This is a genomic window from Pseudomonas sp. Irchel s3b5 (assembly GCF_900187435.1).
Taxonomy (GTDB): Bacteria; Pseudomonadota; Gammaproteobacteria; order Pseudomonadales; family Pseudomonadaceae; genus Aquipseudomonas.
In genome coordinates this window covers 29495-54088 of record NZ_FYDY01000029.1, presented here as the reverse complement: position 1 = coordinate 54088, position 24594 = coordinate 29495, and the positions used below count along the sequence as shown (strand labels likewise).

Sequence of the window (24594 nt, the reverse complement as noted above, 5' to 3'; positions counted from 1 at the left end):
TTTCTCCTGTTAGTGGGCGACGGCCGCAGCGCCGTGTTCATCGATCAACGCACCGTTGTGGAAACGGTCGATGGAGAAAGGTGCGGCCAATGGGTGCATTTCACCCTTGGCCAGGCTCGCGGCAAATACGTTGCCCGAGCCAGGCGTGGCCTTGAAGCCACCGGTGCCCCAACCGCAGTTGAAGAACATGTTCGGAACCGGGGTTTTCGAAATGATCGGGCAGGCATCCGGCGTGGTGTCGACGATGCCGCCCCACTGACGGTTCATGCGTACGCGGGACAGCACCGGGAACATCTCGACGATGGCCTGGATGGTGTGCTCAATCACCGGGTACGAACCACGCTGGCCGTAGCCGTTGTAGCCGTCGATACCGGCGCCGATCACCAGGTCGCCCTTGTCGGACTGGCTGATGTAGCCGTGCACCGCGTTGGACATGATCACGCTGTCGATAATCGGCTTGATCGGCTCGGACACCAGCGCTTGCAGCGGATGGGATTCGATCGGCAGGCGGAAACCGGCGAGCTTGGCCATGTGCCCGGAGTTACCGGCAGTCACGACGCCGACGCGCTTGGCGCCGATGAAGCCCTTGTTGGTTTCAACGCCGATGCACACGCCGTTTTCCTTGCGGAAGCCGATCACTTCGGTCTGCTGGATCAGGTCCACGCCGAGGGCGTCGGCGGCACGGGCAAAGCCCCACGCCACGGCATCGTGACGAGCCACGCCGCCGCGACGCTGGACGGTCGCGCCCATCACCGGGTAGCGAGTGTTTTTCGAGCAGTCGAGGTACGGAATCTCGTCGGCCACCTGCTTGGCATCGAGCAGTTCGCCATCCACGCCGTTGAGGCGGTTGGCGCTGACCCGACGCTCGGAATCACGGATGTCCTGCAGGGTGTGGCACAGGTTGTAGACGCCGCGCTGGGAGAACATCACGTTGTAGTTCAGGTCCTGGGACAGGCCTTCCCACAGTTTCATCGCGTGTTCGTACAAGTGCGCCGACTCGTCCCAAAGGTAGTTGGAGCGAACGATGGTGGTGTTGCGTGCGGTGTTGCCGCCGCCCAGCCAGCCTTTCTCGACCACGGCCACGTTGGTGATGCCGTGCTCCTTGGCCAGGTAGTAAGCCGTGGCGAGACCATGTCCGCCACCGCCAACGATGACCACGTCGTAGACCTTTTTCGGGGTCGGCGTGCGCCACATGCGCTGCCAGTTTTCATGGTGGCTGAGGGAGTGTTTGAAGAGGCCGAAACCTGAGTAGCGTTGCATAGTCATTTACTCCAAAACCGCGCTCAGCGATAAACCGGAAAGTCCGCGCACAGTGCCGACACTTGCTGGGCAACATTGGCCTCGACATCGGCATCGCCGAGGTTGTCGAGGATGTCGCAGATCCAGCCGGCCAGTTCCACGCACTGGGCCACCTTGAAGCCGCGGGTGGTCACCGCCGGGGTGCCGATGCGCAGGCCGGAGGTCACGAACGGCGACTGTGGATCGTTCGGGACAGCGTTCTTGTTCACAGTGATGTGGGCGCGACCGAGTGCTGCGTCCGCCTCTTTGCCGGTCAGGCCCTGACGGATCAGGCTGACCAGGAACAGGTGGTTGTCGGTGCCGCCGGACACTACATCGTAGCCGCGTTTGATAAACACGCCGGCCATGGCCTGGGCGTTGTCGATCACTTGTTGTTGGTAGGTCTTGAAGCCAGGCTCCAGCGCTTCCTTGAAGCACACCGCTTTACCGGCGATGACATGCATCAGCGGGCCACCCTGGGCGCCCGGGAAAACTGCGGCGTTGAGTTTCTTCTCGATCTCTTCGTTGGACTTGCACAGGATCAGGCCGCCCCGTGGACCGCGCAGGGTCTTGTGGGTGGTGGTGGTGACCACATCGGCGTAAGGCAGCGGGTTCGGGTACAGACCGGCGGCAACCAGACCGGCCACGTGGGCCATGTCGACGAACAGCAGCGCACCCACCTTGTCGGCGATCTGGCGGAAACGCGGGAAGTCGAGAGTCTTGGAATAAGCCGAGAAACCGGCAACGATCATCTTCGGCTTGCACTCGACGGCCAGGCGCTCAACTTCGTCGTAATCGATGAGGCCGGTCTTGGTGTCGATGCCGTACTGCACGGCGTTGTACAACTTGCCCGAGGACGACACTTTGGCGCCGTGGGTCAGGTGACCACCGTGGGCCAGGCTCATGCCCAGAATGGTGTCGCCAGCTTGCAGCAATGCCAGGTACACGGCGCTGTTGGCCGAAGAACCGGAGTGCGGCTGGACGTTGGCGTAATCGGCGCCGAACAGTTGCTTGGCGCGTTCGATGGCCAGCGCCTCGACTTTGTCGACGTGCTCGCAGCCACCGTAGTAGCGCTTGCCCGGATAGCCTTCGGCGTACTTGTTGGTCAGGCCGCTGCCCTGCGCTTGCATGACGCGCTTGCTGGTGTAGTTCTCTGACGCGATCAGCTCGATGTGATCTTCCTGACGTTGCTCCTCGGCATTCATCGCCGCCAGCAGTGCATCGTCGTAACCCTGGATCTGGTCTTGCTTGCTGAACATCGCGTCTCTCCCAGCGGCATCAGTGCGCCATTCGTCTCGGTAAGGCACCGGCGTTTCGGCAGTGCCCTTTGATAGCGATGGTATGACTGGCTTGGAGAGATCAAATGCCTACGGGCGCCACGCAAAGGTGCGTTTACGACATGGCAAGAAATGGCTGGCCGAACACAACTATCAATTCAACGCAGATCCCTTGTAGGAGCTGGCTTGCCAGCGATGGGGCAGCACATCCGGCATTGATATCGGCAGGCCCGCCACAATCGCTGGCAAGCCAGCTCCTACAGGGTTATGCGATGGCCTGACGCAGTGCCAGCAACAGCAGGAAATGCACGGGATACAACGCATACGCCCAGCGCCGCATCGGCGGTGCTTTTACGTTCTTCGCATGTCGCAACAAGAACAGCCCCAGCCATGGCGCAATCAGACACGTGGCGACCGCCGCCATCGCCACGCCATTGCCCAGTCGAACGGAGAAATACAGCACCTGCCATTGATTGCACGCCAGGCAGATTAGCCCCGCCATCAGCGCGAAGTACCAGGGACGGTGGATCACCCACAACAACACCAGCGGCAACAAAACACCGAAGAAACCAAACATCACCCGCTGGGAAAAGAGCGCTGCCAAAAGCAAGGCGCCGACCGCCAACAGACGCGATTGCAGGGTCGGTTGCTGCCAGCCCCGCGCCACCAGCAGGCCAAGGGTTAGCGTCGGCAGCACATTGAACGTGTCCGGATTGGGAATAAACATCCGGTAAGGAATTTCACTCACCGCACTGAACAGCAACAGCCAACCCAGATAGCGCCATTGCCCGCCGTTCACCACCGCAGGCTTGCGCGCCAGATTGGCTGCCATCGCCAGGCAAAACCACGGAAACGCCAGACGCCCCGGCACATACAACAGATCGATGCTAAAGCCGACATATCGCAGGTGATCGAGCACCATGCACAACAGCGCCAGCCACTTGAGCAGATCCAGTGCCCCGTCGCGCTGCTTTAAGTGCATAGTCGCGTGCATAATCGCCCTTCGATTGTGTATTTTCCCGACAGCAACATCCCGTGTGCGCTCCTGACGATCTTGGGTAAAGTGCGCACCCTCATTGACCACGGAACGCTTCACCATAGGCGTTCCGACTACGGAAGCAGGCCATGACCGATAAGAGCCAACAATTCGCCAGCGACAACTATTCCGGCATCTGCCCTGAAGCCTGGGCGGCCATGGAACAGGCCAACCATGGCCATCAACGCGCTTACGGCGACGACGAGTGGACCGCCCGCGCCTCCGACGATTTCCGCAAACTGTTCGAAACCGACTGCGAAGTGTTCTTCGCCTTCAACGGCACCGCCGCCAACTCGCTGGCCCTGTCTTCGCTGTGCCAGAGTTACCACAGCGTGATCTGCTCGGAAACCGCCCACGTCGAAACCGACGAATGCGGCGCCCCGGAATTCTTTTCCAACGGCTCCAAACTGCTGATCGCCCGCACTGAAAACGGCAAGCTGACCCCGGAGTCGATCCGCGAGGTCGCGCTCAAGCGCCAGGACATCCACTACCCGAAACCCCGCGTCGTGACCCTGACCCAGGCCACCGAAGTCGGTAGCGTCTACACCCCGGACGAAATCCGCGCCATCAGCGTCACCTGCAAAGAGCTGGGCCTGAACCTGCACATGGACGGCGCACGCTTCTCCAACGCCTGCGCATTCCTCGGCTGCTCGCCGGCTGACCTGACCTGGAAGGCCGGTGTCGACGTGTTGTGCTTCGGCGGGACGAAAAACGGCATGGCGGTGGGCGAGGCGATTCTGTTCTTCAACCACAAGCTGGCGGAAGACTTTGACTATCGCTGCAAACAGGCCGGGCAACTGGCTTCGAAGATGCGCTTCCTGTCGGCGCCGTGGGTCGGGATTCTGGAAAACGACGCCTGGCTCAAATACGCCAACCACGCCAACCATTGCGCGCAACTGCTGGCCGAACTGGTCAGCGACATTCCCGGCGTAGAGCTGATGTTCCCGGTGCAGGCCAACGGCGTGTTCCTGCAACTGTCGGAACCGGCCATCGCCGCACTGACGGCCAAGGGCTGGCGTTTCTACACCTTCATCGGCAACGGCGGCGCACGCTTCATGTGCTCGTGGGATACCGAGGAAGAGCGGGTGCGGGAATTGGCCAAAGATATTCGTGAAGTGATGTCCGCCTGACACCCGTCTTTTGTAGGAGCTGGCTTGCCAGCGATGACGGCCGACCAGACACCGCGTCGCCTGGATCGCCAGCAAGCCGGCTCCTACAGAGGCAATGCGCGCTCATGGTCTACATTGTTTGTCGAGCCTCCCCGCTCACATAACAATAATCAGGAGCGTCAGCATGTCATTGCAAGGCAAAACCCTGTTCATCACCGGCGCCAGCCGTGGCATCGGCCGCGAGATTGCGCTACGAGCCGCACGCGATGGCGCCAACATCGTGATCGCTGCCAAAAGCGCCGAGCCCCACGCCAAGCTGCCGGGGACAATTTTCAGCGTGGCCCGGGAAGTCGAAGCCGCAGGCGGCAAGGCGCTGGCCTTGCAAGTGGACGTCCGTGAAGAAGACGCCGTGCGCGAAGCGCTGGCCCAGGCCAACGAACACTTTGGCGGCATCGACGCACTGATCAACAACGCCGGGGCGATCAAACTGACCGGTGTTCAACACCTCGAACTCAAGCGCTTTGACCTGATGCACCAGATCAACACCCGCGCGGTGCTGCTGTGCAGTCAGGCCGCCCTGCCGTACCTGAAGAAGTCCAACGGTCACATCCTCAACCTGTCCCCGCCGCTGAACCTCGCGACCAAATGGTTCGCCCAATACAGCCCCTACACCGTCACCAAATACGGCATGAGCATGCTGACGCTGGGCATGAGCGAGGAATTCAAGAACTACGGGATCAGCGTCAACTCCCTGTGGCCACAGACGATGATTGCCACCGCCGCCATCGAGTTTCAGCTGGGGTCGCGGGAGTCGTTCAAGCATGCGCGCACGCCGGCGATCATGGCGGATGCGGCCCACGTCATTCTGAGCAGCAGCGGACGCAGCCTGACCGGGCGGTTGCTGATCGATGAGGAGATTCTGCGGGAAAGCGGTGTGACCGAGTTCGACCACTACCGCTTCGCGCCGGACAGCAGCGACAAACTGATGACAGACTTGTTTGTCGACTAAACACCCTCCCCTGTAGGAGCGAGCCTGCTCGCGATGGACGTCAACGATAACGCTGGCAACCTGACAACCCGCGGCGTTCTCAGGTTCATCGCGAGCAGGCTCGCTCCCACAAGGGTTATTGCGTGACCGTCAGAACTCGATGCGCACATCCCCCTTCGGCACGCTGCAGCACGACAGGATGTACCCTTCGGCTTCGTCTTCCTCGGTGATCCCGCCGTTGTGCTCCATCTCTACCTCGCCGCCGAGCTTGAGCACCTTGCAGGTCCCGCAGATCCCCATGCCGCAAGCTTTCGGGATCAATAGACCGACCTTGGCCGCCGCCGCATGCACGGTCTCGCCCGGCACCACGCGAATGCTCTTGCCGGACGCGGTGAACTCCACCTGATGCAAATCAGCCGCATCGACTTCCGGCGCATCGGCCGCTTGTTCGGCTTGCTCCACTGCATCGGCACGAGCCTCCGGTGGTGTCGCACCGAAGGACTCCTCGTGGTAACGCTTCATGTCGTAGCCAGCGTTTTCCAGCAGGCGCTTGACCGCGTGCATGTACGGCGTCGGGCCGCAGCAGAACACTTCCCGCTCGAGGAAGTCCGGAACCATCAGTTCCAGCATCTTGTGGTTCAGGTAACCGCGATAACCGGCCCAAGGCTCGCCCAGGCCGTGCTTCTCGCAAATCAGGTGTAGGCTGAAGTTGTCGATCCGCGACGCCATGTGTTCCAGCTCGCGGTGATAGATGATGTCCTTCGGTGAGCGGGCGCTGTGGATAAACGTCATGTCGACGTTGGCGTTGGTGTCATAGAACCAGCGTGCCATGGACATGCACGGCGTGATCCCGACGCCGCCGCTGAGGTACAGCACTTTCGGGCTCGGGAAATCCATGGCATTGAACAGCCCGACCGGGCCGTGTACCGCCAGCTCCTGGCCTTCGTGCAGGGTATCGTGCAACCAGTTGGAAACCCGACCGCCGGGCACACGCTTGATGGTCACCGAAAAGCTGTAGGGTACCGACGGCGAGCTGGAAATGGTGTACGAGCGCATGATCGGCTCGCCTTCGATTTCCAGCTCCAGGGTGACGAATTGCCCCGGCTTGAAAAAGAACATGATCGGCTGGTCGGCCATGAAGCAGAAGGTGCGCACGTCCCAGGTTTCCTGGATGACTTTGACGCAACGGACGATGTGTCGACCATTGGCCCAGGTCTGGGTGGTTACCGGGTTCAGGAAGGTGTTGGACATGCTGATCTCCACGGCCGACTGTCGGCCTTCATGTTGGCGATTCTGCGTATAGCGCGAACCAGCCGTTTACCTATCTGCGACATTGACATGCTTATCGCGACCAGCCCCCAACGACCGGGGGTTGCGCGTCGGGAACAGATTGCATCATGTCGCCCATGGATAAGGTTCTGGCCTGCGCCGGCCCCACACTCGCTTCAACAGAGAACTGCTGTTTTTTGTCTTGCGTCGCACAACCGTAGCCACATTTCGCCGGCCACACAGAATGGCCATGAGGACTGAATCGATGGACGTCACTACTACCCTGAGCCTGGGCGATCCGCTGGAACCCGCACGCAAGGCCACCGCGCAGATGCTGCAAGAGCGCGAGCGCACGTTCTCGCTGCCGCAGCCGTTCTACTCTGACGAGCGCCTGTTTGATATCGACATGCAGGAAATCTTTCAGAAAGAGTGGTTGATCGCCGGCATGACCTGCGAAATCCCTACCAAGGGCAACTACCTGACCCTGCAGGTCGGCAAGAACCCGATCATCGTGATCCGTGGCGCCGAGGGTGTGGTGCATGCGTTCCATAACGTCTGCCGCCACCGTGGTTCGCGCCTGTGCACCAGCGAAAAGGGCAAGGTCGCCAAACTGGTCTGCCACTACCACCAGTGGACCTACGAACTCGACGGCCGCCTGCTGTTCGCCGGCACCGAAATGGGCGCCGACTTCGACATGAAGCAGTACGGCCTCAAACCGGTGAACGTGAAAACCGCCGGCGGCTACATCTTCATCAGCCTGGCGGAGAACCCGCCGGCCATCGATGACTTCCTGTCGACGCTCAGCCATTACATGGAACCGTACGACATGGAGAACACCAAGGTGGCGATCACCACCACCTTGATGGAAAAGGCCAACTGGAAACTGGTACTGGAAAACAACCGCGAGTGCTACCACTGCAACGCGTCGCACCCGGAACTGCTGAAAACCCTGCTGGAATGGGACGACGTCACCGATCCACGCGCCGACCAGGCCTTCAAGGACCACGTCGCCGCCTCCGCCGCGGCCTGGGACGCCGAGAAGATCCCATACGCCCACGCGAGCTTCGGCCTGCGTAACCGCATCGTGCGCATGCCGCTGCTCAAGGGCACCGTGTCGATGACCCTGGACGGCAAGCAGGGCTGCGCCAAACTCATGGGCCGCATCAAGAACCCGGACCTGGGCTCGATGCGCATCCTGCACCTGCCGCACTCCTGGAACCACTGCATGGGCGACCACATCATCGTGTTCACCGTGTGGCCGATCAGGGCCCAGGAAACCATGGTCACCACCAAGTGGATCGTGCACAAGGACGCGGTCGAGGGCGTGGATTATGACGTGGACCGCATGCGCCAGGTCTGGGACGCCACCAACGACCAGGACCGTCGCCTGGCCGAAGAGAACCAGCGCGGGATCAACTCCACCGCCTACCAGCCGGGGCCTTACTCCAAGACTTATGAGTTCGGTGTGGTGAACTTTGTGGACTGGTACAGCGAACGCCTGCTGAGCAACCTGGGGGCCGAGCCTGCGCCGTATCTCAAAGGTGTGCCCGTCCAAGGCTGATTCCACTGCCCCCTGTAGGAGCGAGCCTGCTCGCGATGGACCTGAGAACGCCGCGGGGTGTCAGGTTGCCAGCGTTATCGTTGACGTCCATCGCGAGCAAGCTTGCTCCTACAGGCGTTTAGAACTGTACGAAATATGATCTATTCCCTTCCGCGCTATACGGCCCGCGCCTCTCAGCCTTCCGCAAACAAGTTATCCACACCTCCACCCACAGCAAATGGGGACAAGTGTGGACACTCTGAAAACTTTCTCCACAAAAACCAAAGAAAATCCGTGACTTATTCAGAACCAGGGTTTTCAGTGGCGACTGATCATATTTTGAACAACTCTTTGCAGGCCACGTAAACCGTGGCCTGTGGCGTATGGCAAACACCTTATCCACAGAAAGGCCAACAGACTTTGGGGGCAACTTACTCGATGCTGTGGAAAACCGCTGAAAGCCGCGGTTTTTCGGCTTCCGGGCGTTGATTGACGATTCAAAATGAGGTTTCGATCATTTATTGATCAAACGCTTGAACGCCGCGTTTTACAAGGGCTTCAGCGTTAAGCAAACATCTTATCCACAGAAGCGCCAACAGAGATTGGGGGCAAGTCTGCATCAACGTCAGCACTTATCCCCTTGAAAAAGCTTGGAAAAAACACCAACAAGGCTGGTTGTTTTTTGAACGACGCCTCGTACGGCTTGATTTGTATGGGGTGTAGCGAAGGGCGAACACGTTATCCACAGAACCACCAACAGGGATTGTGGGTAAACATCAACGTTTGGATTTTATTGAGGCATGAACCCTCGAAGACGCTCAAGGGCTGTGCATAAGATAGGCGTCACCGATGACACGAATCATTGGGTGAGGGATAACCTGGCAGGTTATCCGTTACACAGGAGCTGCCGCAGGCTGCTCCTACACAAAGCGTTAGCGAACCACGCCTTCTTCAATCAGCAGCTTGAGAATGGCTTCAGCGCCAGCTTGCGCCGTAACGCCTTTGAGCACTTGTCCCCCTCCGCCACTGGCTTTCGCCGTTGCGGCTTTCATCCGGTCGGCACCGCTTTTGGCCTTGATTACTTTCAAGCGTTTCGGCCGAGGTTTGGCCGGTTGCAAGGTGGCAACCGCCAGCAATTCATCATCGATGACCTCGACGTCCTGTGCTTGCAGCACGCCGCGTCGAGCCGGGCCGTAAGCACTTTGCCGAGGCTTGGGCGCGGTGTTATCCACAGTCGCCAGAAACGGCAGTCGCACTTTCAATCGACGCCGCTGGCCACGGGGCAAGGCTTGCAGCACCAGCGCCGAACCGCCATCGATGGACTCGACCTGCGCCAGTCCCACCACCAGCGGCCAGCCGAGGCTTTCGGCCAGCAGGAACGGCAACATCCCCGAACCTTCACCGGTTTCCGCCTGGCTGCCGGTCAGCACCACTTGAGCGCCCGCGTCGCGCAAATAGTCGGTCAGCGCTGGCAGCGCATCGGCGCCTTCCGGTTGTTCAAGTACGTGAAGTTGTTCAAGGCCCATGCCCAGATAGGCACGCAGCGCAGGTTCAGCGATGTCGCCGGCATGCAGCACTTGCAGGTTATCCCCAGCCAGTTGCAGGCCCAGTTCCACCGCCCGCGCATCCTGCTCCGCGCGCCGTGGCCGACCGGACGTCGGGTGGGCGCCGATGGAAACCAGGCTGATGATTTTCGTGCTCATAACCCTTTCCTTCCCTTAAGCCGCATCGCGCTTGGCGTCGTTGCGGTAGGCCTCTACCGCCTCGATCAAGGCTTGAAGAATCTCGGCGCTCTCGCCGATCACCGACAGGTCGGCCCGTTTGATCATGTCGCAGCCGGGGTCGAGGTTGATGGCCACCACCTTGTCGCAGGCACCGATGCCTTGCAGGTGCTGGATCGCCCCGGAGATCCCAACCGCCACGTAGACCCGTGCGGTGACCCAAGTGCCGGATGCGCCGACCTGACGGTCGCGGGCCATGAAGCCATCGTCCACCGCCACGCGGGACGCGCCTTCGGTGGCGCCCAGCGCGGCTGCGGTCTGGTGGAACAACTGCCAATCCTTGACCCCGTTACCGCCGGAGAAAATGAACTCGGCTTCGGCCATGGGAATCGCTGCCGGGTCTACCGCTACCGCGCCCAGATCCTCGATGCGCGACAGACTGCGCGCGACGGTTGTGGATAACTCCACCGGCAAGGCTTCGTGACGGGTTTCGCTGACCGGCTCGGCGCATTCGACGGCCGCCAGAATCAGGCGTGCAAGCGGACGGGCCAGGTCTTGCAAACCCGCACCAGCGCGGCCGATGCACGCCTGATCCTTGACCTGCCAGACCCGCGTGGCCGGGCGTTGACCCAAAGCCGCAGCAAAGCGCCGACCCAATTCACCGCCACCGCTGCGGCTGTCCGGCAGCAACCAGTGACGCGGGCTGAACTGGTTATCCACAGCCCGCAGGCCCTGGACTCGCTGTTCCGGTGCATAACCGCTGAATTCTTCGCCATCCAGCACCAGCAAGCGATCGACGCCTGCGGTGCCAAACGTGGTCTCCTTGTGCTCGCCGAACACCACGGCCAGTACCGCGCCGTCGCTGCCGGCCAGTTGATGAGCCAGGCCCAACAGATCGCGGTCGTGGCTGCTCAAGCGGCCGCCGACCATGTCCGGCACCACGCAGATGTAGAACGCCGGTGCTGGCACTTGATGCAGCGGCAATTGCACCTCAACGGCGGCGGTGCGCTTGGTGGCGCCACCCTGTTGTTCGCCACTTCGGTCGATCCGTTTGATGCCGTTGGGTCCGATGAAACCCATCCCATGCGGGTTCTTGCGGATGACGCCGTTGGGTCCCATCCAGCTGTGTTGCGCCGGTTGCATGGCCGCGTGCAGCGGATGCAGACGGTTACGGGCGATCCATTCGGCACGCGGGTCGCGGCGGATAATGTCGCTCATCAATGCACCTCCGCAGGTTCACGTTGGGCTGGTGCAGCCGGTTTGCTCGGCGCGGCATCTTCGAGCAACGCGTCGGCCACCAGCTCGGCGATGTCCTTGATCAGCGGGCGGGGCTCGACCACACCTTCGAGCATCGCCGTGCATTGTGGACAACCCACCGCCACCAGTTCGGCGCCGGTCTCGCGGATGTCTTCCATGCGCATGTCGGGAATCCGTTGCTTGCCCGGAATATCAGTGATCGGCGCCCCGCCGCCGCCGCCGCAGCAGCGCGAACGGAAACCGGAACGTTGCATCTCTTTGACTTCGATCCCGAGGGCGCGCAACACCTGACGCGGTGCCTCGTACTCGCCGTTGTAGCGGCCGAGGTAGCACGGGTCGTGATAGGTCACGCTGTCGCCTTTGTGCTGGCCGAGGTTCAGCGCGCCGGCCTGGATGATTTCTGCCATGTAGGTGCTGTGGTGCTGCACCAGGTAGTTGCCATCGAAGGCGCCGTACTCGTTTTTCAGCACGTGGAAGCTGTGCGGATCGCAGGTGACGATGCGATTGAAGCTGTACTTGGCCAGGGTCTGGATGTTGCGTTTGGCCAATAGCTGGAAGGTTGCTTCGTCGCCCAGGCGCCGGGCCACGTCACCGCTGTCGCGCTCTTCGAGGCCGAGCACGGCGAAGTCGATTTTCGCCGCCTTGAGCACTTTGACGAACGCACGCAAGGTGCGTTGGTTGCGCATGTCGAAGGCGCCGTCGCCAACCCAGAACAACACGTCAGTGGATTTCTTCTCGCTCAGCAGATTGAGGTTCAAGTCCGCCGCCCAGTTCATCCGCCCGCCCGGCGCAAAACCGCCCGGATTGTCGGTGGCGATCAGGTTTTCCAGGACCTCGGCGCCCTTGTTCGGTGTCGCGCCTTTTTCCAGGGTCAGATGGCGGCGCATGTCGACGATGGCATCGACGTGCTCGATCATCATCGGGCATTCCTCGACGCAAGCGCGGCAGGTCGTGCACGACCACAAGGTCTCGGCGTCCACCAGACCGTTGACGATCGGTTGATGCGGGCTCCCTGAATGCTCGCCAATGGCCTTGCCCGGATACGGACTGCCGGCGAACTTCGCGTCGGTGCCGCCAGCCAGGCCGACGACCATGTCTTGAATCAGTTTTTTCGGGTTCAGCGGTTGGCCGGCCGCGAAGGCCGGGCATGCTGCTTCGCATTTACCGCACTGCACGCAGGCGTCGAAACCGAGCAACTGGTTCCAGGTGAAATCCTTGGGTTTTTCCACGCCCAGTGGCGCGGTCGGGTCGTTCAGGTCCAGCGGTTTCAAACCGGTGGAACGACCACCACCAAAGCGTTCGGCGCGACGGTGCCAGGCCAGGTGCAGCGCACCGGCGAAGGCGTGCTTCATCGGCCCGCCCCAGGTCATGCCGAAGAACAGTTCCGAAACGCCCCACAACACGCCAACCCCGAGAATCGCAGCCACCAGCCAGCCACCGAAGTTTTCCGGTAGGATCCCGGCCACCGGCAAGGTCAACAGGAAGAAGGAGGCCGAGAACGCCAGCAGGCTTTTCGGTAGGCGCATCCACAGGCCTTTCGACAGACGCGATGGAGGGTTGCGGCGACGCAGGTAAACAAAGATCGCGCCGACGAACATCACCGCCGTCATCAGCAGCAACGCGTAGCCGAGGATGCGGTTATGCAGGCCGAAACCGTGCACCAGAATTGCCAGCACGATGGACGCCACCGCACCGCCCGCCGTAGCGACGTGGGTGTTGGCGATGTACTTGTCCCGCGCCACCACGTGATGCAAATCGACCATGTAACGCTTGGGCATGGCGAACAGGCCGCCGATCAGGTCGACCTTCGAGGCCCGGCCCCGGCGCCACATGGCCACCCGCCGCAACGCGCCGAGGACGCCAAGGGCCAGGGCTGCGAACAACAGGATTGGAAGAAGGGTGTTCAACATAGGTGAAGCTCCCACAAACCACGGAGTCATGCATCGATCTTGTAGGAGCCGGCTTGCTGGCGATTCAGACGACGCGGTGAATCAGGCAGACCGCGTTATCGTTCATCGCCAGCAAGCCGGCTCCTACAGGTGGCCGGCTTAGAAATCCTTGCACAGCCGCAGCGCGTCGTAGATCGCCGCATGCACGTTGCGCTGGGCCACGCAGTCGCCGATGCGGAACAGCAGGTAACCGTCACCACTCTGTTCCAGACACGGTTGCGGTTTGATCGCGAACAACGCCTCGACGTCGATCTGGCCTTTGTTGCGCGAGCCTTCCTTCAACGCGTAGTAGATTTCTTCGTCCGGACGCACGCCGTTTTCGATGACCACCTGATCGACGACCCGCTCCTCTTTGGCGCCGGTGTATTCGTTCTCCAGCACCGCCACCAACTTGTCGCCTTCGCGGTAGACCTTCTCCAGCATCATGTCGCCGGTCATGATCACTTCTTTCGGGTACATGCTGCGGTAGTAGGTCGGGAACGACGTACCGCCAATGGCCACGCCCGGCTTGATGTCGTCGGTGACGATCTCGACCTGGCTGCCCTTGTCCGCGATGAAGTCGGCAGTCGACATACCGGTGAATTCGCAAATGGTGTCGTAGACCAACACGTTCTTGCCCGGCGCGACTTTGCCGTCGAGCACGTCCCAGCTGCTGACCACCAAACCTTCAGCCGCGCCCCAGTGTTCGTTCTGCTCGATGAACGGATGACCGCCAACCGCCAGCACTACCACGTCTGGACGCAGGTCCATGATGGTCGGCGCATCCGCCGCTGTGCCCAGGCGCAGGTCGACTTTCAGGCGTGCCAGTTCCAGTTGATACCAGCGGGTGATACCGGCGATCTGGTCCCGTTGCGGCGCTTTCGAAGCGGTGGTGATCTGCCCGCCGATGAATTCTTTTTTCTCGAACAGGGTCACGTCGTGGCCGCGTTCGGCAGCAACGCGAGCGGCTTCCATACCCGCAGGACCGGCGCCAACTACCACAACCTTGCGCTTCACGCCGGTGGTTTTTTCGATGATGTGCGGCAGGCCCATGTATTCACGGGACGTCGCGGCGTTCTGGATGCACAGCACGTCCAGACCTTGATACTGACGGTCGATGCAGTAGTTGGCCCCGACGCATTGTTTGATCTGGTCGATCTGCCCCATCTTGATCTTGGCGATCAGGTGCGGGTCGGCGATGTGGGCGCGGGTCATGCCGACCATGTCGACGTAACCGCCCTCCAGAATACGGGTCGCCTGGTTCGGATCCTTGATGTTCTGCGCGTGCAGCACCGGGACCTTGACCACTTCCTTGATACCGGCGGCCAGGTGCAGGAACGGCTCCGGTGGATAACTCATGTTGGGGATAACGTTGGCCAGGGTGTTGTGGGTGTCGCAACCCGAACCCACGACGCCGAGGAAATCGAGCATGCCGGTGTCGTCGTAATACTTGGCGATCTGCTTCATGTCCTCGTGGGACAAACCATCCGGGTGAAACTCGTCGCCGCAGATACGCATGCCCACGCAGAAATCGTCACCGACCTCGGCGCGCACCGCTTTCAAGACTTCCAGGCCGAACTTCATGCGGCCTTCGAAGGTGCCGCCCCATTCGTCGGTACGCTTGTTGACTCGCGGGCTCCAGAACTGGTCGATCATGTGCTGGTGCACGGCTGACAATTCCACACCGTCCAGGCCACCGGCCTTGGCGCGGCGTGCCGCTTGCGCGTAGTTGCCGATCACCCGCCAGATTTCTTCCGGCTCGATGGTCTTGCAGGTGGCACGGTGCACCGGCTCACGCACGCCCGAGGGCGACATCAGGGTTGGCCAGTTGAAGCCGTCCCAACGCGAGCGACGGCCCATGTGGGTAATCTGGATCATGATCTTGGCGCCGTGCTTGTGCATGGCGTCGGCCAGATTCTGGAAGTGCGGGATGATGCGGTCGGTGGACAGGTTCACCGAACTCCACCACTCCTGCGGGCTGTCGATCGCCACCACGGACGAACCGCCGCAGATCGCCAGGCCGATCCCGCCCTTGGCCTTCTCTTCGTAATACTTGACGTACCGGTCGGTGGTCATGCCGCCGTCGGTCGCATAGACCTCGGCGTGCGCGGTGCTGAGCACGCGGTTACGGATGGTCAGTTTGCCGATCTGGATCGGCTGGAACATTGCTTCGAAAGCCATGGCGGGTTCCTCGACTTACAACGGCTTGACGGTGAACAAGCCGTCGTCGTGGCCTTCTTCGGAGCCACCGTAGACTTGCTCGGCGACGGTGCGAATCTTGCTGCCACGGGCCTGGAGAATCTGATCCATCGCACCGGCAAACCAGCCAGTGAACATATAGTCGACCTTGCGCCCGACCTTGCCGTACACGTAGACGAACGCCGAGTGTTCGAGCTTGACGCTGGCGGTGCCTTTGTCGAGGTCGATGTCCTGGATCTTGAACAAGCCCCAGCCGCGTTGCGACAAGCGCTTCATGTAGTGCTCGAACACCGCGACGCCTTCCAGGCCATGGCATTCGGCTTCTTTTTCACACCAGTGCCAGGCGGATTTGTAGCCGGCCTTGTAGAGGATTTCGGCATAGGCGTCGGCGCCCAGCACTTCCTCGATGCCCATGTGATTGTTGACGAAAAAATGGCGCGGCACGTACAGCATCGGCAGGGCATCGGAGGTCCAGACACCGGTTTCGCTGTCGACTTCGATTGGCAATTGCGGGGCGATCTTGGCCATGGAAACTTAACTCCAGAAAATTCGTTGTGTTGCCTGCGGCGCGGACGGCCGCAGGAAAGGATTCAGAAGTGCGGCGGCTTACTCGCCCCAGACGTCCTTGAGGACATTGACCCAGTTCTCGCCCATGATCTTGCGCACCACGCGCTCAGGGTGGCCACGCTTGAGCAAAGTCTCGGTAAGGTTCGGGAACTCGCCCACGGTGCGGATGCCCAGTGGGTTGATGATCTTGCCGAAGCTGGTCAGGCGGCGGGCGTAGCCCTTGTCGTGGGTCAGGTATTCGAAGAAGTCCTGGCCATGGCCCTGGGTGAAATCGGTGCCGATGCCGATGGCGTCTTCGCCAACGATGTTCATCACGTACTCGATGGCCTCGGCGTAATCGTCGATGGTCGAATCGATGCCTTTGGCCAGGAATGGCGCGAACATGGTCACGCCGACAAAACCGCCGTGGTCGGCAATGAACTTCAGCTCTTCATCGGACTTGTTGCGCGGGTGCTCTTTGAGCCCCGACGGCAGGCAGTGGGAATAGCAGACCGGTTTTTTCGATTCGAGGATGACTTCTTCGGAGGTCTTGGAGCCGACGTGGGACAGGTCGCACATGACGCCAACCCGGTTCATCTCGGCGACGATTTCGCGACCGAAACCCGACAGGCCGCCATCACGTTCGTAGCAACCGGTGCCGACCAGGTTCTGGGTGTTGTAGCACATCTGCACAATGCCGACGCCCAGCTGCTTGAACACCTCGACATAGCCGATCTGGTCTTCATAGGCGTGGGCATTCTGGAAGCCGAAGAGGATGCCGGTCTTGCCCAGTTCCTTGGCCTTGCGGATGTCGGCGGTGGTGCGCACCGGCATCACCAGGTCGCCGTTCTCGCGGATCAGTTTCTGGCTGGCGGCGATGTTATTGACGGTGGCCTGAAAGCCCTCCCACACCGAAACGGTGCAGTTGGCCGCCGTCAAACCGCCCTTGCGCATGTCTTCGAACAGTTCACGGTTCCACTTGGCGATAATCAGCCCGTCGATAACGATGCTGTCGGCGTGCAATTCGGCTGGGCTCATCAGGCTGTCCCCTTATTAGCGATTCATGCGCCGAATCGTCTGCCGGCGCTTTGGGGCCAGCATATGCCTGCGCACCGGGGCAGCCGGGTGCAAAAACGACAGGGGAATTGCCGAAAGCGTCAATCCGCGACAAAGGGGCGTCGCCAGGCACAATCCGCGACCTGTTCAAGGCCGTCCGCTTGAGCCAGAATTCGTCGCATCACTGGAATAGAGCGGCGACCTCAATGAAATCCATCTTCCTGGCTTTGGCACTGATTGCGACCGGCGTACACGCAGCGGAGGAGTCCGACGACAACCCCTGCGACAAAGTCGAAAACGACATCCAGACCCTGGAATGCTCGGTCTTCAGCAAAACCACCGCCGAAGACCTGCTGAGCGAAAACCTCAAAAGCCTGAACGAGCGCATGCAGTCGCTCTACGGCAAGAACCCGTCGCAACTGACCGACATCACCGCCAGGATCAAGACCGCCCAGGCCCAATGGCTGAAAACCCGCGATGCCGATTGCGCCGTAGAAGCCTTTCCCGCCACGGCCGGCAGCAAAGCATTCACCATTGCGCAGAACGATTGCGTGGCGCGAATGAGTGACGAGCGGTCGGAGTTTTTGGAGTCGATTGGGCAGGAGTAAATACAAAGGATGGAAAACATGATGATCCCTCACGAAGTTGTCAGCCGCATTGTTGACGGAGCTCTACCGGTACGCGCCTGGCGAGAACACTTGAACCTTACCCAAGATGAAGTAGCCAAACGCATGGGCATTTCTCAACCGGCCTTCGCCCAACAGGAAACAGTCGCCAAGCCCCGCAAAGCCACACGCGAAAAAATCGCCGCGGCGTTTGGCATCACCGCCAGTCAACTTGAGCTGTAAGCTGCACGCCATCAGCCAGTAAAAGGATTCGACATGAAAGTCTGCGGCATCGAAATCAAAGGCAGCGAAGCGATCATCGCCGTAGCATCCCTCGACGGTACGGCCCTGAGTCACGTCGCCCTCAACACCAAGAAAATTGCCCTGGACGATGACGACGAGGCCGCCAACGTCAAAGTGTTTGCGGCTCAGGTTGCGTCGTTTGTGCGTGAGAACTCCGTTGATCGTATTGTGATCAAGAAGCGCAGCAAGAAAGGCGAGTTCGCGGGCGGGCCGACGACGTTCAAGATCGAAGGGGTTTTCCAGTTGCTGGAAAATTGTGAGGTGACGTTGCTGTCGCCGCAGACGATCAATGCCCAGGCCAAAAAGCACAACTTCGAGCTGCCGGGGACGCTGAACAAGTATCAGCATGAGGCTTACAAAGCAGCCTGCTCTGCACTGATGAAAAAGTAAAAACACCGCCCTGTAGGAGCCGGCTTGCTGGCGATGAGGCCATGGGCATCGTGGTGATCTTGAGAATGCCATCGCTGGCAAGCCAGCTCCTACAGGGCTCTCAATTGATCATGCTTTTGCGGTACGCCGATCTTCCCGTGGACAGCGCTCATACTTCGCCCGATAACTGCGGGTGAAATACGACGGCGATTCAAAGCCACAGGCAATGCTCACTTCCAGCACACTCATGTCGGTCTGACGCAGCAACTGCCGCGCCTTTTCCAGGCGTAACCGCAGGTAGAAATTGCTCGGTGTGTCGTTCAGGTGCAACCGAAACAATCGCTCCAGCTGTCGCCGCGTCACCTTGATCGATTCCGCCAATTCCAGCGTACTCAGCGGCGGTTCGCTGTGCTGCTCCATCTCGCCGATCACCTGCACCAGTTTCTTGTTTCTGATGCCATAACGTGTGGCGACTTCCATGCGCTGGTGGTCCTTGCGCGGGCGAATACGGCCGAGCACGAACTGTTCACTGACCTGGATCGCCAGTTCCGCACCGTGGGCCTGGGCGATCAAATCCAACATCAAATCGATGGAAGCGGTACCACCGGCAGAGGTGATGCGCCGACGGTCGATTTCGAACAGCTCCTGGGTGACGCTGAGCTGCGGATAAGATTCCTTGAACGCGTCGATGGCTTCCCAGTGCAGGGTCAGGCGATGCCCGTCGAGCAGACCCGCCTCGGCGAGGATGAAGCTGCCGGTGTCGATGGCGCCGAGGGTTACACCTTCGTTGTCCAGCCGCCGCAGCCAATGCTCCAGCGCCGGGGTCGCGAACTTCAGCGGTTCGAACCCGGCGACCACCAGCAGCGTCGCCCCTTTCTTCAACGGCTCCAGCGCCGCATCGGCGTTGACCGACATCCCGTTACTGGCCAGCACCGCGCCGCCGTCTGCACTCAACACATGCCAGCGATAGAGCTCGCCGCGAAAGCGATTGGCGACCCGCAGCGGCTCGATGGCCGAAATAAAGCCAATGGCCGAGAAGCCCGGCATCAACAAGAAGTAGAAATCCTGGGACATGGAGCGCACTCGCTTAGCAGGTAACAAGAGGCCAGGTAACAAGAGGGCGGGCAGTAGGGATGTTGATACGCCACTTGCCCGCGGCATTCAAGAGCGTAGGTCGCCGCAGTGCAAGTGCTGGTCGCCGCAGTGCGCTTTCACGGCTGATTTGCTGCGTAACGTGTCATCACCGGCGCATCAGACACCGGAACTCACAATAAACGAACTGCCGAGGAACCTGAGAATGAAACGACTGATCAGCAGCTGTGTTCTTGCACTCAGTGGTACCGCTTTTCTGAGCGCCAGTGTCATGGCCGCCGAACCCGCCGCGTGCCAGAACGTGCGCATGGGTGTAGTGAACTGGACCGACGTGATCGCGACCAGCGCGATGACCCAGGTATTGCTCGATGGCCTCGGCTATAACACCAAACAAACCAGCGCCTCCCAGCAAATCATCTTCGCCGGGATCCGCGACCAGCGTCTGGACCTGTTCCTGGGTTACTGGAACCCGCTGATGACCCAGACCATCACCCCGTTCGTCGACGCCAACCAGGTCAAGGTGCTTGAAGCCCCAAGCCTCAAAGACGCCCGCGCCACCCTCGCCGTACCGACCTACCTTGCCGACAAGGGCCTGAAAACCTTCGCCGATATCGCCAAGTTCGAAAAAGAACTGGGCGGCAAGATCTACGGTATCGAACCTGGCTCGGGCGCCAATACCCAGATCAAGGCAATGATCGCGAAGAACCAGTTCGGCCTCGGCAAATTCCAGCTGGTCGAATCCAGCGAAGCCGGCATGCTCGCCGCCGTGGACCGCGCCGTGCGCCGCAACGAAGCCGTGGTGTTCTTCGGCTGGGCACCGCACCCGATGAACGTCAACGTGCAAATGACGTACCTCACCGGCAGTGAAGACGCCCTCGGCCCGAACGAAGGCATGGCCACGGTCTGGACCGTCACCGCGCCGAAGTACGCCGAGCAGTGCCCGAACATCGGCCGCCTGCTGAGCAACCTGACCTACACCGCCGAAGACGAGAGCCGGATGATGCAGCCGCTGCTCGATCACAAGGACGCCTTCGAGTCGGCCAGGCAATGGCTCAAGGATCACCCGCAGGACAAGCAACGCTGGCTCGAAGGCGTCACCACCTTCGACGGCAAACCGGCTGCGGAAAACCTGAAACTGACCAGCAAATAAACCCTGATTGAATCACCGATTCGCAGCCCGACCGGGCTGCGAACGGGCCCCACACGCCTGAAGGAAACCGCCAAATGAACCACGACGTCATCATCACCTGCGCACTCACCGGTGCTGGCGACACGACCGCCAGAAGCCCACATGTGCCGGTCACCCCGAAACAGATCGCCGCCGCTGCCGTGGAAGCCGCGAAGGCCGGCGCCACCGTGGTGCACTGCCACGTTCGCGACCCGCAAACCGGCAAGTTCAGTCGTGATGTGGCGCTGTACCGCGAAGTGATGGAGCGTATCCGCGAGGCGGACGTGGACATCATCGTCAACCTGACCGCCGGCATGGGCGGCGACCTGGAAATCGGTGCTGGCGAGAACCCGATGGAATTCGGTCCGAACACCGACCTGGTCGGCCCGCTCACCCGCTTGGCCCACGTCGAAGAACTGCTGCCGGAAATCTGCACCCTCGACTGCGGCACCCTGAACTTCGGCGATGGCGACACCATTTACGTGTCCACCCCGGCGCAACTGCGGGCTGGCGCCAAACGCATTCAAGAGCTGGGCGTAAAAGCCGAGCTGGAAATCTTCGACACCGGTCACCTGTGGTTCGCCAAACAGATGATCAAGGAAGGCCTGCTCGACAACCCGCTGTTTCAGCTGTGCCTGGGCATTCCGTGGGGCGCGCCGGCGGACACCACCACCATGAAAGCCATGGTCGACAACTTGCCCGCCGATGCGGTGTGGGCGGGTTTCGGCATCGGTCGCATGCAGATGCCGATGGCGGCGCAAGCGGTGCTGCTGGGCGGCAACGTGCGGGTCGGTCTGGAAGACAACCTGTGGCTGGACAAGGGTGTGTTGGCGACCAACGGCCAATTGGTCGAGCGCGCCACCGAAATCCTCAGCCGCCTCGGCGCCCGCGTCCTGACCCCGGCTGAAGGCCGCAAGAAAATGGGCCTGACCCAACGCGGCTAACCCCTACTCCCCTGTAGGAGCCGGCTTGCTGGCGATGAGGCCAGTACATCCGCCACATTTTCCGTGACGGGAATACCGTCTTCGCCAGCAAGCCGGCTCCTACATCGAACACCGAAATTTTCAGGAAATGACCATGACCTTCATCACCGAAATCAAAACCTTCGCCGCGCTGGGCAGTGGTGTCATCGGCAGCGGCTGGGTGTCCCGCGCCCTCGCCCATGGCCTGGATGTGGTGGCCTGGGACCCGGCGCCCGGTGCCGAAGCGGCGCTGCGCAAACGTGTCGCCAATGCCTGGGGCGCGCTGGAGAAACAAGGCCTGGCACCCGGAGCCTCACAGGATCGCTTGCGCTTCGTCGCCACCATCGAAGAGTGCGTTCGCGACGCAGACTTCATTCAGGAAAGCGCCCCGGAACGCCTTGAACTGAAACTGGAACTGCACAGCAAAATCAGCGCGGCGGCCAAACCCAATGCGCTGATCGGCTCCAGCACTTCGGGCCTGTTGCCGAGTGAGTTCTACGAGAGTTCGACACACCCGGAACGCTGCGTGGTCGGCCACCCGTTCAACCCGGTTTACCTGCTGCCGCTGGTTGAAGTGGTCGGCGGTAAAAACACCGCACCTGAAGCGGTGCAAGCGGCCATGAAAGTCTACGAATCCCTGGGCATGCGCCCGCTGCACGTGCGCAAGGAAGTGCCAGGGTTCATCGCCGATCGTCTGCTCGAAGCGTTGTGGCGCGAGGCCTTACACCTGGTCAACGACGGCGTGGCAACCACGGGTGAAATCGACGACGCGATCCGTTTTGGCGCCGGTTTGCGCTGGTCGTTCATGGGCACGTTCCTGACCTACACTCTGGCCGGCGGCGACGCAGGCATGCGCCACTTCATGGCACAGTTCGGTCCGGCATTGCAGCTGCCGTGGACCTATCTGCCCGCACCGGAGCTGACGGACAAACTGATCGACGATGTGGTCGATGGCACCAGCGATCAACTGGGTAAGCACAGCATTTCGGCGCTGGAACGCTATCGTGATGACTGCCTGCTCGCGGTGTTGGAGGCGGTGAAGACCACCAAAGAGAAGCATGGGATGGCATTTGCCGAATAACCGTACCCGTTGTAGGAGCTGGCTTGCCAGCGATGAGGCCGGCGCATCCTCCGACCCTTCGGCGCTGCGAACATCGCAATCGCCAGCAAGCCGGCTCCTACAGGTTTTCGTGATTTCAGGATTTGATGACATGCCTGCATTGACCACCTACCAAACCCGAATCATCCCCGACTGGGTCGACTACAACGGCCACCTGCGCGACGCTTTCTACCTGCTGATTTTCAGCTACGCCACCGACGCCCTGATGGATCGCCTTGGCCTCGACAGCAACAGCCGCGAAGCCAGCGGCAACTCACTGTTCACCCTCGAACTGCACCTCAATTACCTGCACGAAGTGAAGCTCGACGCCGACGTCGAAGTGCACACGCAAATCATCGCCCACGACAGCAAACGCCTGCACCTCTATCACAGCCTGCACCTCGTCGGAGATGACAAGGCGCTGGCGGGCAACGAGCAAATGCTGCTGCATGTCGATCTCGCCGGACCAAGATCGGCACCGTTCAGTGAACAGTCATTGAGCAAGCTGCAAGCCATCGTCGCCGAACAGGCTGACCTGCCCACACCCGCCTACATCGGCCGAGTGATCGCATTGCCCCCAAAAAAATAACAAGGAGATCGCCATGAATACCGCCGCTGCGTTTGCCGACTTTCGTACTTATCCGTTGATCAGCGCGCTGACTGGCGTGCAAGCCATGGCGGATCGCGTGCTGGTGAAGTGGGCCGACGATCGCGTCAGCCCTTTCCATCATCAATGGCTTCGGGACAACTGCCCGTGCCCGCATTGCGTGTACACGGTGACCCGCGAACAGGTGCTGGAAATCGTCGATGTTGCGGAAAACCTGATGCCCGCCGAAACCGGCGTTGATGCTGAAGGTTGCCTGTGCGTTCAGTGGCAGGACGGTCACCTCAGCCGCTTCGACCCCGGCTGGTTGAGGGCACATGCCTATGACGACGAATCCCGCGCCGAGCGCCGGGAAGGCAAGCCGAAAGCCAGACTGTGGCACAGCGATTTGCAGCTTCCTGTTTTCGACTATCAGGCGCTGATGACCGACAACGATGCGCTATTGCAATGGCTGCTGGCCGTGCGTGATATCGGACTGACCCAAGTCCGCGGCGTACCCACTGAACCCGGCTCGTTGAAACTGATCGCCCAACGGATTTCCTTCATCCGCGAGAGCAATTTTGGCGTGCTGTTCAACGTGCAATCCAAGGCTGATGCCGACAGCAACGCCTACACCGCATTCAACCTGCCATTGCACAGCGATCTGCCGACCCGGGAGTTGCAACCGGGGCTGCAGTTTTTGCATTGTCTGGTCAACGACGCCGACGGTGGCGAGAGCGTTTTTGTCGATGGTTTTGCCATCGCCGATGCGTTGCGCCGCGAGGATCCGGAGGCCTTCAAAAGCCTGTGTGAAATACCCGTGGAGTTCCGCAACAAGGACCGCCACAGCGACTACCGCTGCCTCGCACCGATCATCGCCCTGGATCCCTTGGGGCAGGTGTCGGAAATCCGCATGGCGAATTTTCTGCGCGGCCCGTTCGATGCGTCGGTGGAGCAGATGCCCAGGCTCTATCGCGCCTATCGTCGCTTCATCGCGATGACACGCGAGCCCCGGTTCAGGTTGATGCAGCGGCTCAACCCGGGCGAACTCTGGTGCTTCGACAACCGCCGCACCTTGCACGCGCGCAACGCGTTTGACCCTGCCAGCGGGGCGCGGCATTTCCAGGGGTGCTATGTCGACCGGGATGAGTTGTTGTCGCGGATTCTGGTGTTGCAACGATAAACCGCGTCATCGTTCATCGCTGGCAG

At 60.8% G+C, this 24594-nt stretch carries 21 protein-coding genes and 1 pseudogene; 11 read left to right on the top strand and 11 right to left on the bottom strand.

Features of this window, described 5'->3' with window-relative positions; genetic code table 11:
• Positions 1 to 9: 9 nt before the first annotated feature.
• From CKW15_RS23390 to CKW15_RS23380, 3 genes are all read right to left on the bottom strand, one after another.
• Positions 10 to 1260 carry a sarcosine oxidase subunit beta gene (locus CKW15_RS23390; RefSeq protein WP_007980419.1) on the bottom strand — a complete coding sequence of 417 codons (1251 nt, stop codon included), beginning with the start codon at positions 1258 to 1260 and terminating at the stop codon, positions 10 to 12.
• A 23-nt stretch (positions 1261 to 1283) separates the two neighbouring features.
• On the bottom strand, positions 1284 to 2537 hold the full coding sequence (gene glyA, locus CKW15_RS23385; protein ID WP_053163070.1) for a serine hydroxymethyltransferase: 1254 nt from the start codon (positions 2535 to 2537) through the stop codon (positions 1284 to 1286).
• Between the two features lie 283 nt (positions 2538 to 2820).
• Positions 2821 to 3537: a TraX family protein gene (locus tag CKW15_RS23380; RefSeq protein ID WP_256580308.1), complete on the bottom strand. Its 717-nt coding sequence runs from the start codon at positions 3535 to 3537 to the stop codon at positions 2821 to 2823.
• 143 nt (positions 3538 to 3680) lie between these two features.
• Between CKW15_RS23380 and CKW15_RS23375 the strand changes: the two genes are divergently transcribed.
• Both CKW15_RS23375 and CKW15_RS23370 read left to right on the top strand, forming a co-directional pair.
• Positions 3681 to 4721 carry a low specificity L-threonine aldolase gene (locus tag CKW15_RS23375; RefSeq protein ID WP_095057486.1) on the top strand — a complete coding sequence of 347 codons (1041 nt, stop codon included), beginning with the start codon at positions 3681 to 3683 and terminating at the stop codon, positions 4719 to 4721.
• A gap of 163 nt (positions 4722 to 4884) precedes the next feature.
• A complete protein-coding gene (locus CKW15_RS23370) occupies positions 4885 to 5709 on the top strand; it encodes an NAD(P)-dependent oxidoreductase (RefSeq protein ID WP_095057485.1) in 825 nt (274 codons plus the stop codon).
• Between the two features lie 129 nt (positions 5710 to 5838).
• On the opposite strand, the gene gbcB is transcribed toward CKW15_RS23370, so the two are convergent.
• Positions 5839 to 6939: a glycine-betaine demethylase subunit GbcB gene (gene gbcB / locus CKW15_RS23365; RefSeq protein WP_095057484.1), complete on the bottom strand. Its 1101-nt coding sequence runs from the start codon at positions 6937 to 6939 to the stop codon at positions 5839 to 5841.
• Positions 6940 to 7222: 283 nt separating this feature from the next.
• Between gbcB and gbcA the strand changes: the two genes are divergently transcribed.
• Positions 7223 to 8518, top strand: a complete 1296-nt coding sequence (gene gbcA, locus CKW15_RS23355; protein WP_095152733.1) for a glycine-betaine demethylase subunit GbcA — start codon at positions 7223 to 7225, stop codon at positions 8516 to 8518.
• A gap of 911 nt (positions 8519 to 9429) precedes the next feature.
• Here the strand turns inward: gbcA and CKW15_RS23350 are convergent.
• From CKW15_RS23350 to CKW15_RS23325, 6 genes are all read right to left on the bottom strand, one after another.
• A complete protein-coding gene (locus tag CKW15_RS23350) occupies positions 9430 to 10200 on the bottom strand; it encodes an electron transfer flavoprotein subunit beta (RefSeq protein WP_095057482.1) in 771 nt (256 codons plus the stop codon).
• A 15-nt stretch (positions 10201 to 10215) separates the two neighbouring features.
• Entirely contained in the window at positions 10216 to 11436 is a 1221-nt protein-coding gene (locus CKW15_RS23345; RefSeq protein ID WP_095057481.1) for an electron transfer flavoprotein subunit alpha/FixB family protein, read from the bottom strand.
• Positions 11436 to 13385, bottom strand: coding sequence for a dimethylglycine demethylation protein DgcB (dgcB, locus tag CKW15_RS23340; RefSeq protein WP_095152732.1), 1950 nt, complete (start codon positions 13383 to 13385; stop codon positions 11436 to 11438). The genes CKW15_RS23345 and dgcB overlap by 1 nt, the downstream gene beginning before the upstream one ends.
• Before the next feature lie 138 nt (positions 13386 to 13523).
• Positions 13524 to 15584: a dimethylglycine demethylation protein DgcA gene (gene dgcA / locus CKW15_RS23335; RefSeq protein WP_095057479.1), complete on the bottom strand. Its 2061-nt coding sequence runs from the start codon at positions 15582 to 15584 to the stop codon at positions 13524 to 13526.
• A gap of 15 nt (positions 15585 to 15599) precedes the next feature.
• Entirely contained in the window at positions 15600 to 16130 is a 531-nt protein-coding gene (locus CKW15_RS23330) for a DUF5943 domain-containing protein (RefSeq protein WP_008033249.1), read from the bottom strand.
• A gap of 78 nt (positions 16131 to 16208) precedes the next feature.
• Complete coding sequence (locus CKW15_RS23325; RefSeq protein WP_095057478.1) at positions 16209 to 17186, bottom strand: dipeptidase; 978 nt, start codon at positions 17184 to 17186, stop codon at positions 16209 to 16211.
• Positions 17187 to 17410: 224 nt separating this feature from the next.
• On the opposite strand from CKW15_RS23325, the gene CKW15_RS23315 reads away from it, so the two are divergent.
• The 3 genes and pseudogenes from CKW15_RS23315 (at position 17411) to CKW15_RS23305 (ending at position 18502) form a co-directional block, all read left to right on the top strand.
• A complete protein-coding gene (locus CKW15_RS23315) occupies positions 17411 to 17812 on the top strand; it encodes a lysozyme inhibitor LprI family protein (protein ID WP_095057476.1) in 402 nt (133 codons plus the stop codon).
• 18 nt (positions 17813 to 17830) lie between these two features.
• Positions 17831 to 18052, top strand: a pseudogene (locus CKW15_RS23310) (helix-turn-helix domain-containing protein); the annotation flags it as partial.
• A 33-nt stretch (positions 18053 to 18085) separates the two neighbouring features.
• On the top strand, positions 18086 to 18502 hold the full coding sequence (locus CKW15_RS23305) for a DUF3010 family protein (protein WP_095057474.1): 417 nt from the start codon (positions 18086 to 18088) through the stop codon (positions 18500 to 18502).
• A gap of 108 nt (positions 18503 to 18610) precedes the next feature.
• Here CKW15_RS23305 and CKW15_RS23300 read toward each other — a convergent pair whose 3' ends face one another.
• Positions 18611 to 19555: a GlxA family transcriptional regulator gene (locus tag CKW15_RS23300; RefSeq protein ID WP_095057473.1), complete on the bottom strand. Its 945-nt coding sequence runs from the start codon at positions 19553 to 19555 to the stop codon at positions 18611 to 18613.
• A 223-nt stretch (positions 19556 to 19778) separates the two neighbouring features.
• Between CKW15_RS23300 and choX the strand changes: the two genes are divergently transcribed.
• The 5 genes from choX to CKW15_RS23275 all read left to right on the top strand — a co-directional run bounded on the left by choX (position 19779) and on the right by CKW15_RS23275 (position 24568).
• Positions 19779 to 20723: a choline ABC transporter substrate-binding protein gene (gene choX / locus CKW15_RS23295; RefSeq protein WP_095057472.1), complete on the top strand. Its 945-nt coding sequence runs from the start codon at positions 19779 to 19781 to the stop codon at positions 20721 to 20723.
• 74 nt (positions 20724 to 20797) lie between these two features.
• A complete protein-coding gene (locus CKW15_RS23290) occupies positions 20798 to 21685 on the top strand; it encodes a 3-keto-5-aminohexanoate cleavage protein (RefSeq protein ID WP_053163105.1) in 888 nt (295 codons plus the stop codon).
• A gap of 133 nt (positions 21686 to 21818) precedes the next feature.
• A complete protein-coding gene (locus CKW15_RS23285; RefSeq protein WP_095057471.1) occupies positions 21819 to 22784 on the top strand; it encodes an L-carnitine dehydrogenase in 966 nt (321 codons plus the stop codon).
• Between the two features lie 130 nt (positions 22785 to 22914).
• Positions 22915 to 23391 carry a thioesterase family protein gene (locus tag CKW15_RS23280; protein WP_095057470.1) on the top strand — a complete coding sequence of 159 codons (477 nt, stop codon included), beginning with the start codon at positions 22915 to 22917 and terminating at the stop codon, positions 23389 to 23391.
• A gap of 13 nt (positions 23392 to 23404) precedes the next feature.
• Positions 23405 to 24568 carry a gamma-butyrobetaine dioxygenase gene (locus CKW15_RS23275; RefSeq protein ID WP_095057469.1) on the top strand — a complete coding sequence of 388 codons (1164 nt, stop codon included), beginning with the start codon at positions 23405 to 23407 and terminating at the stop codon, positions 24566 to 24568.
• Positions 24569 to 24594 lie beyond the last annotated feature (26 nt).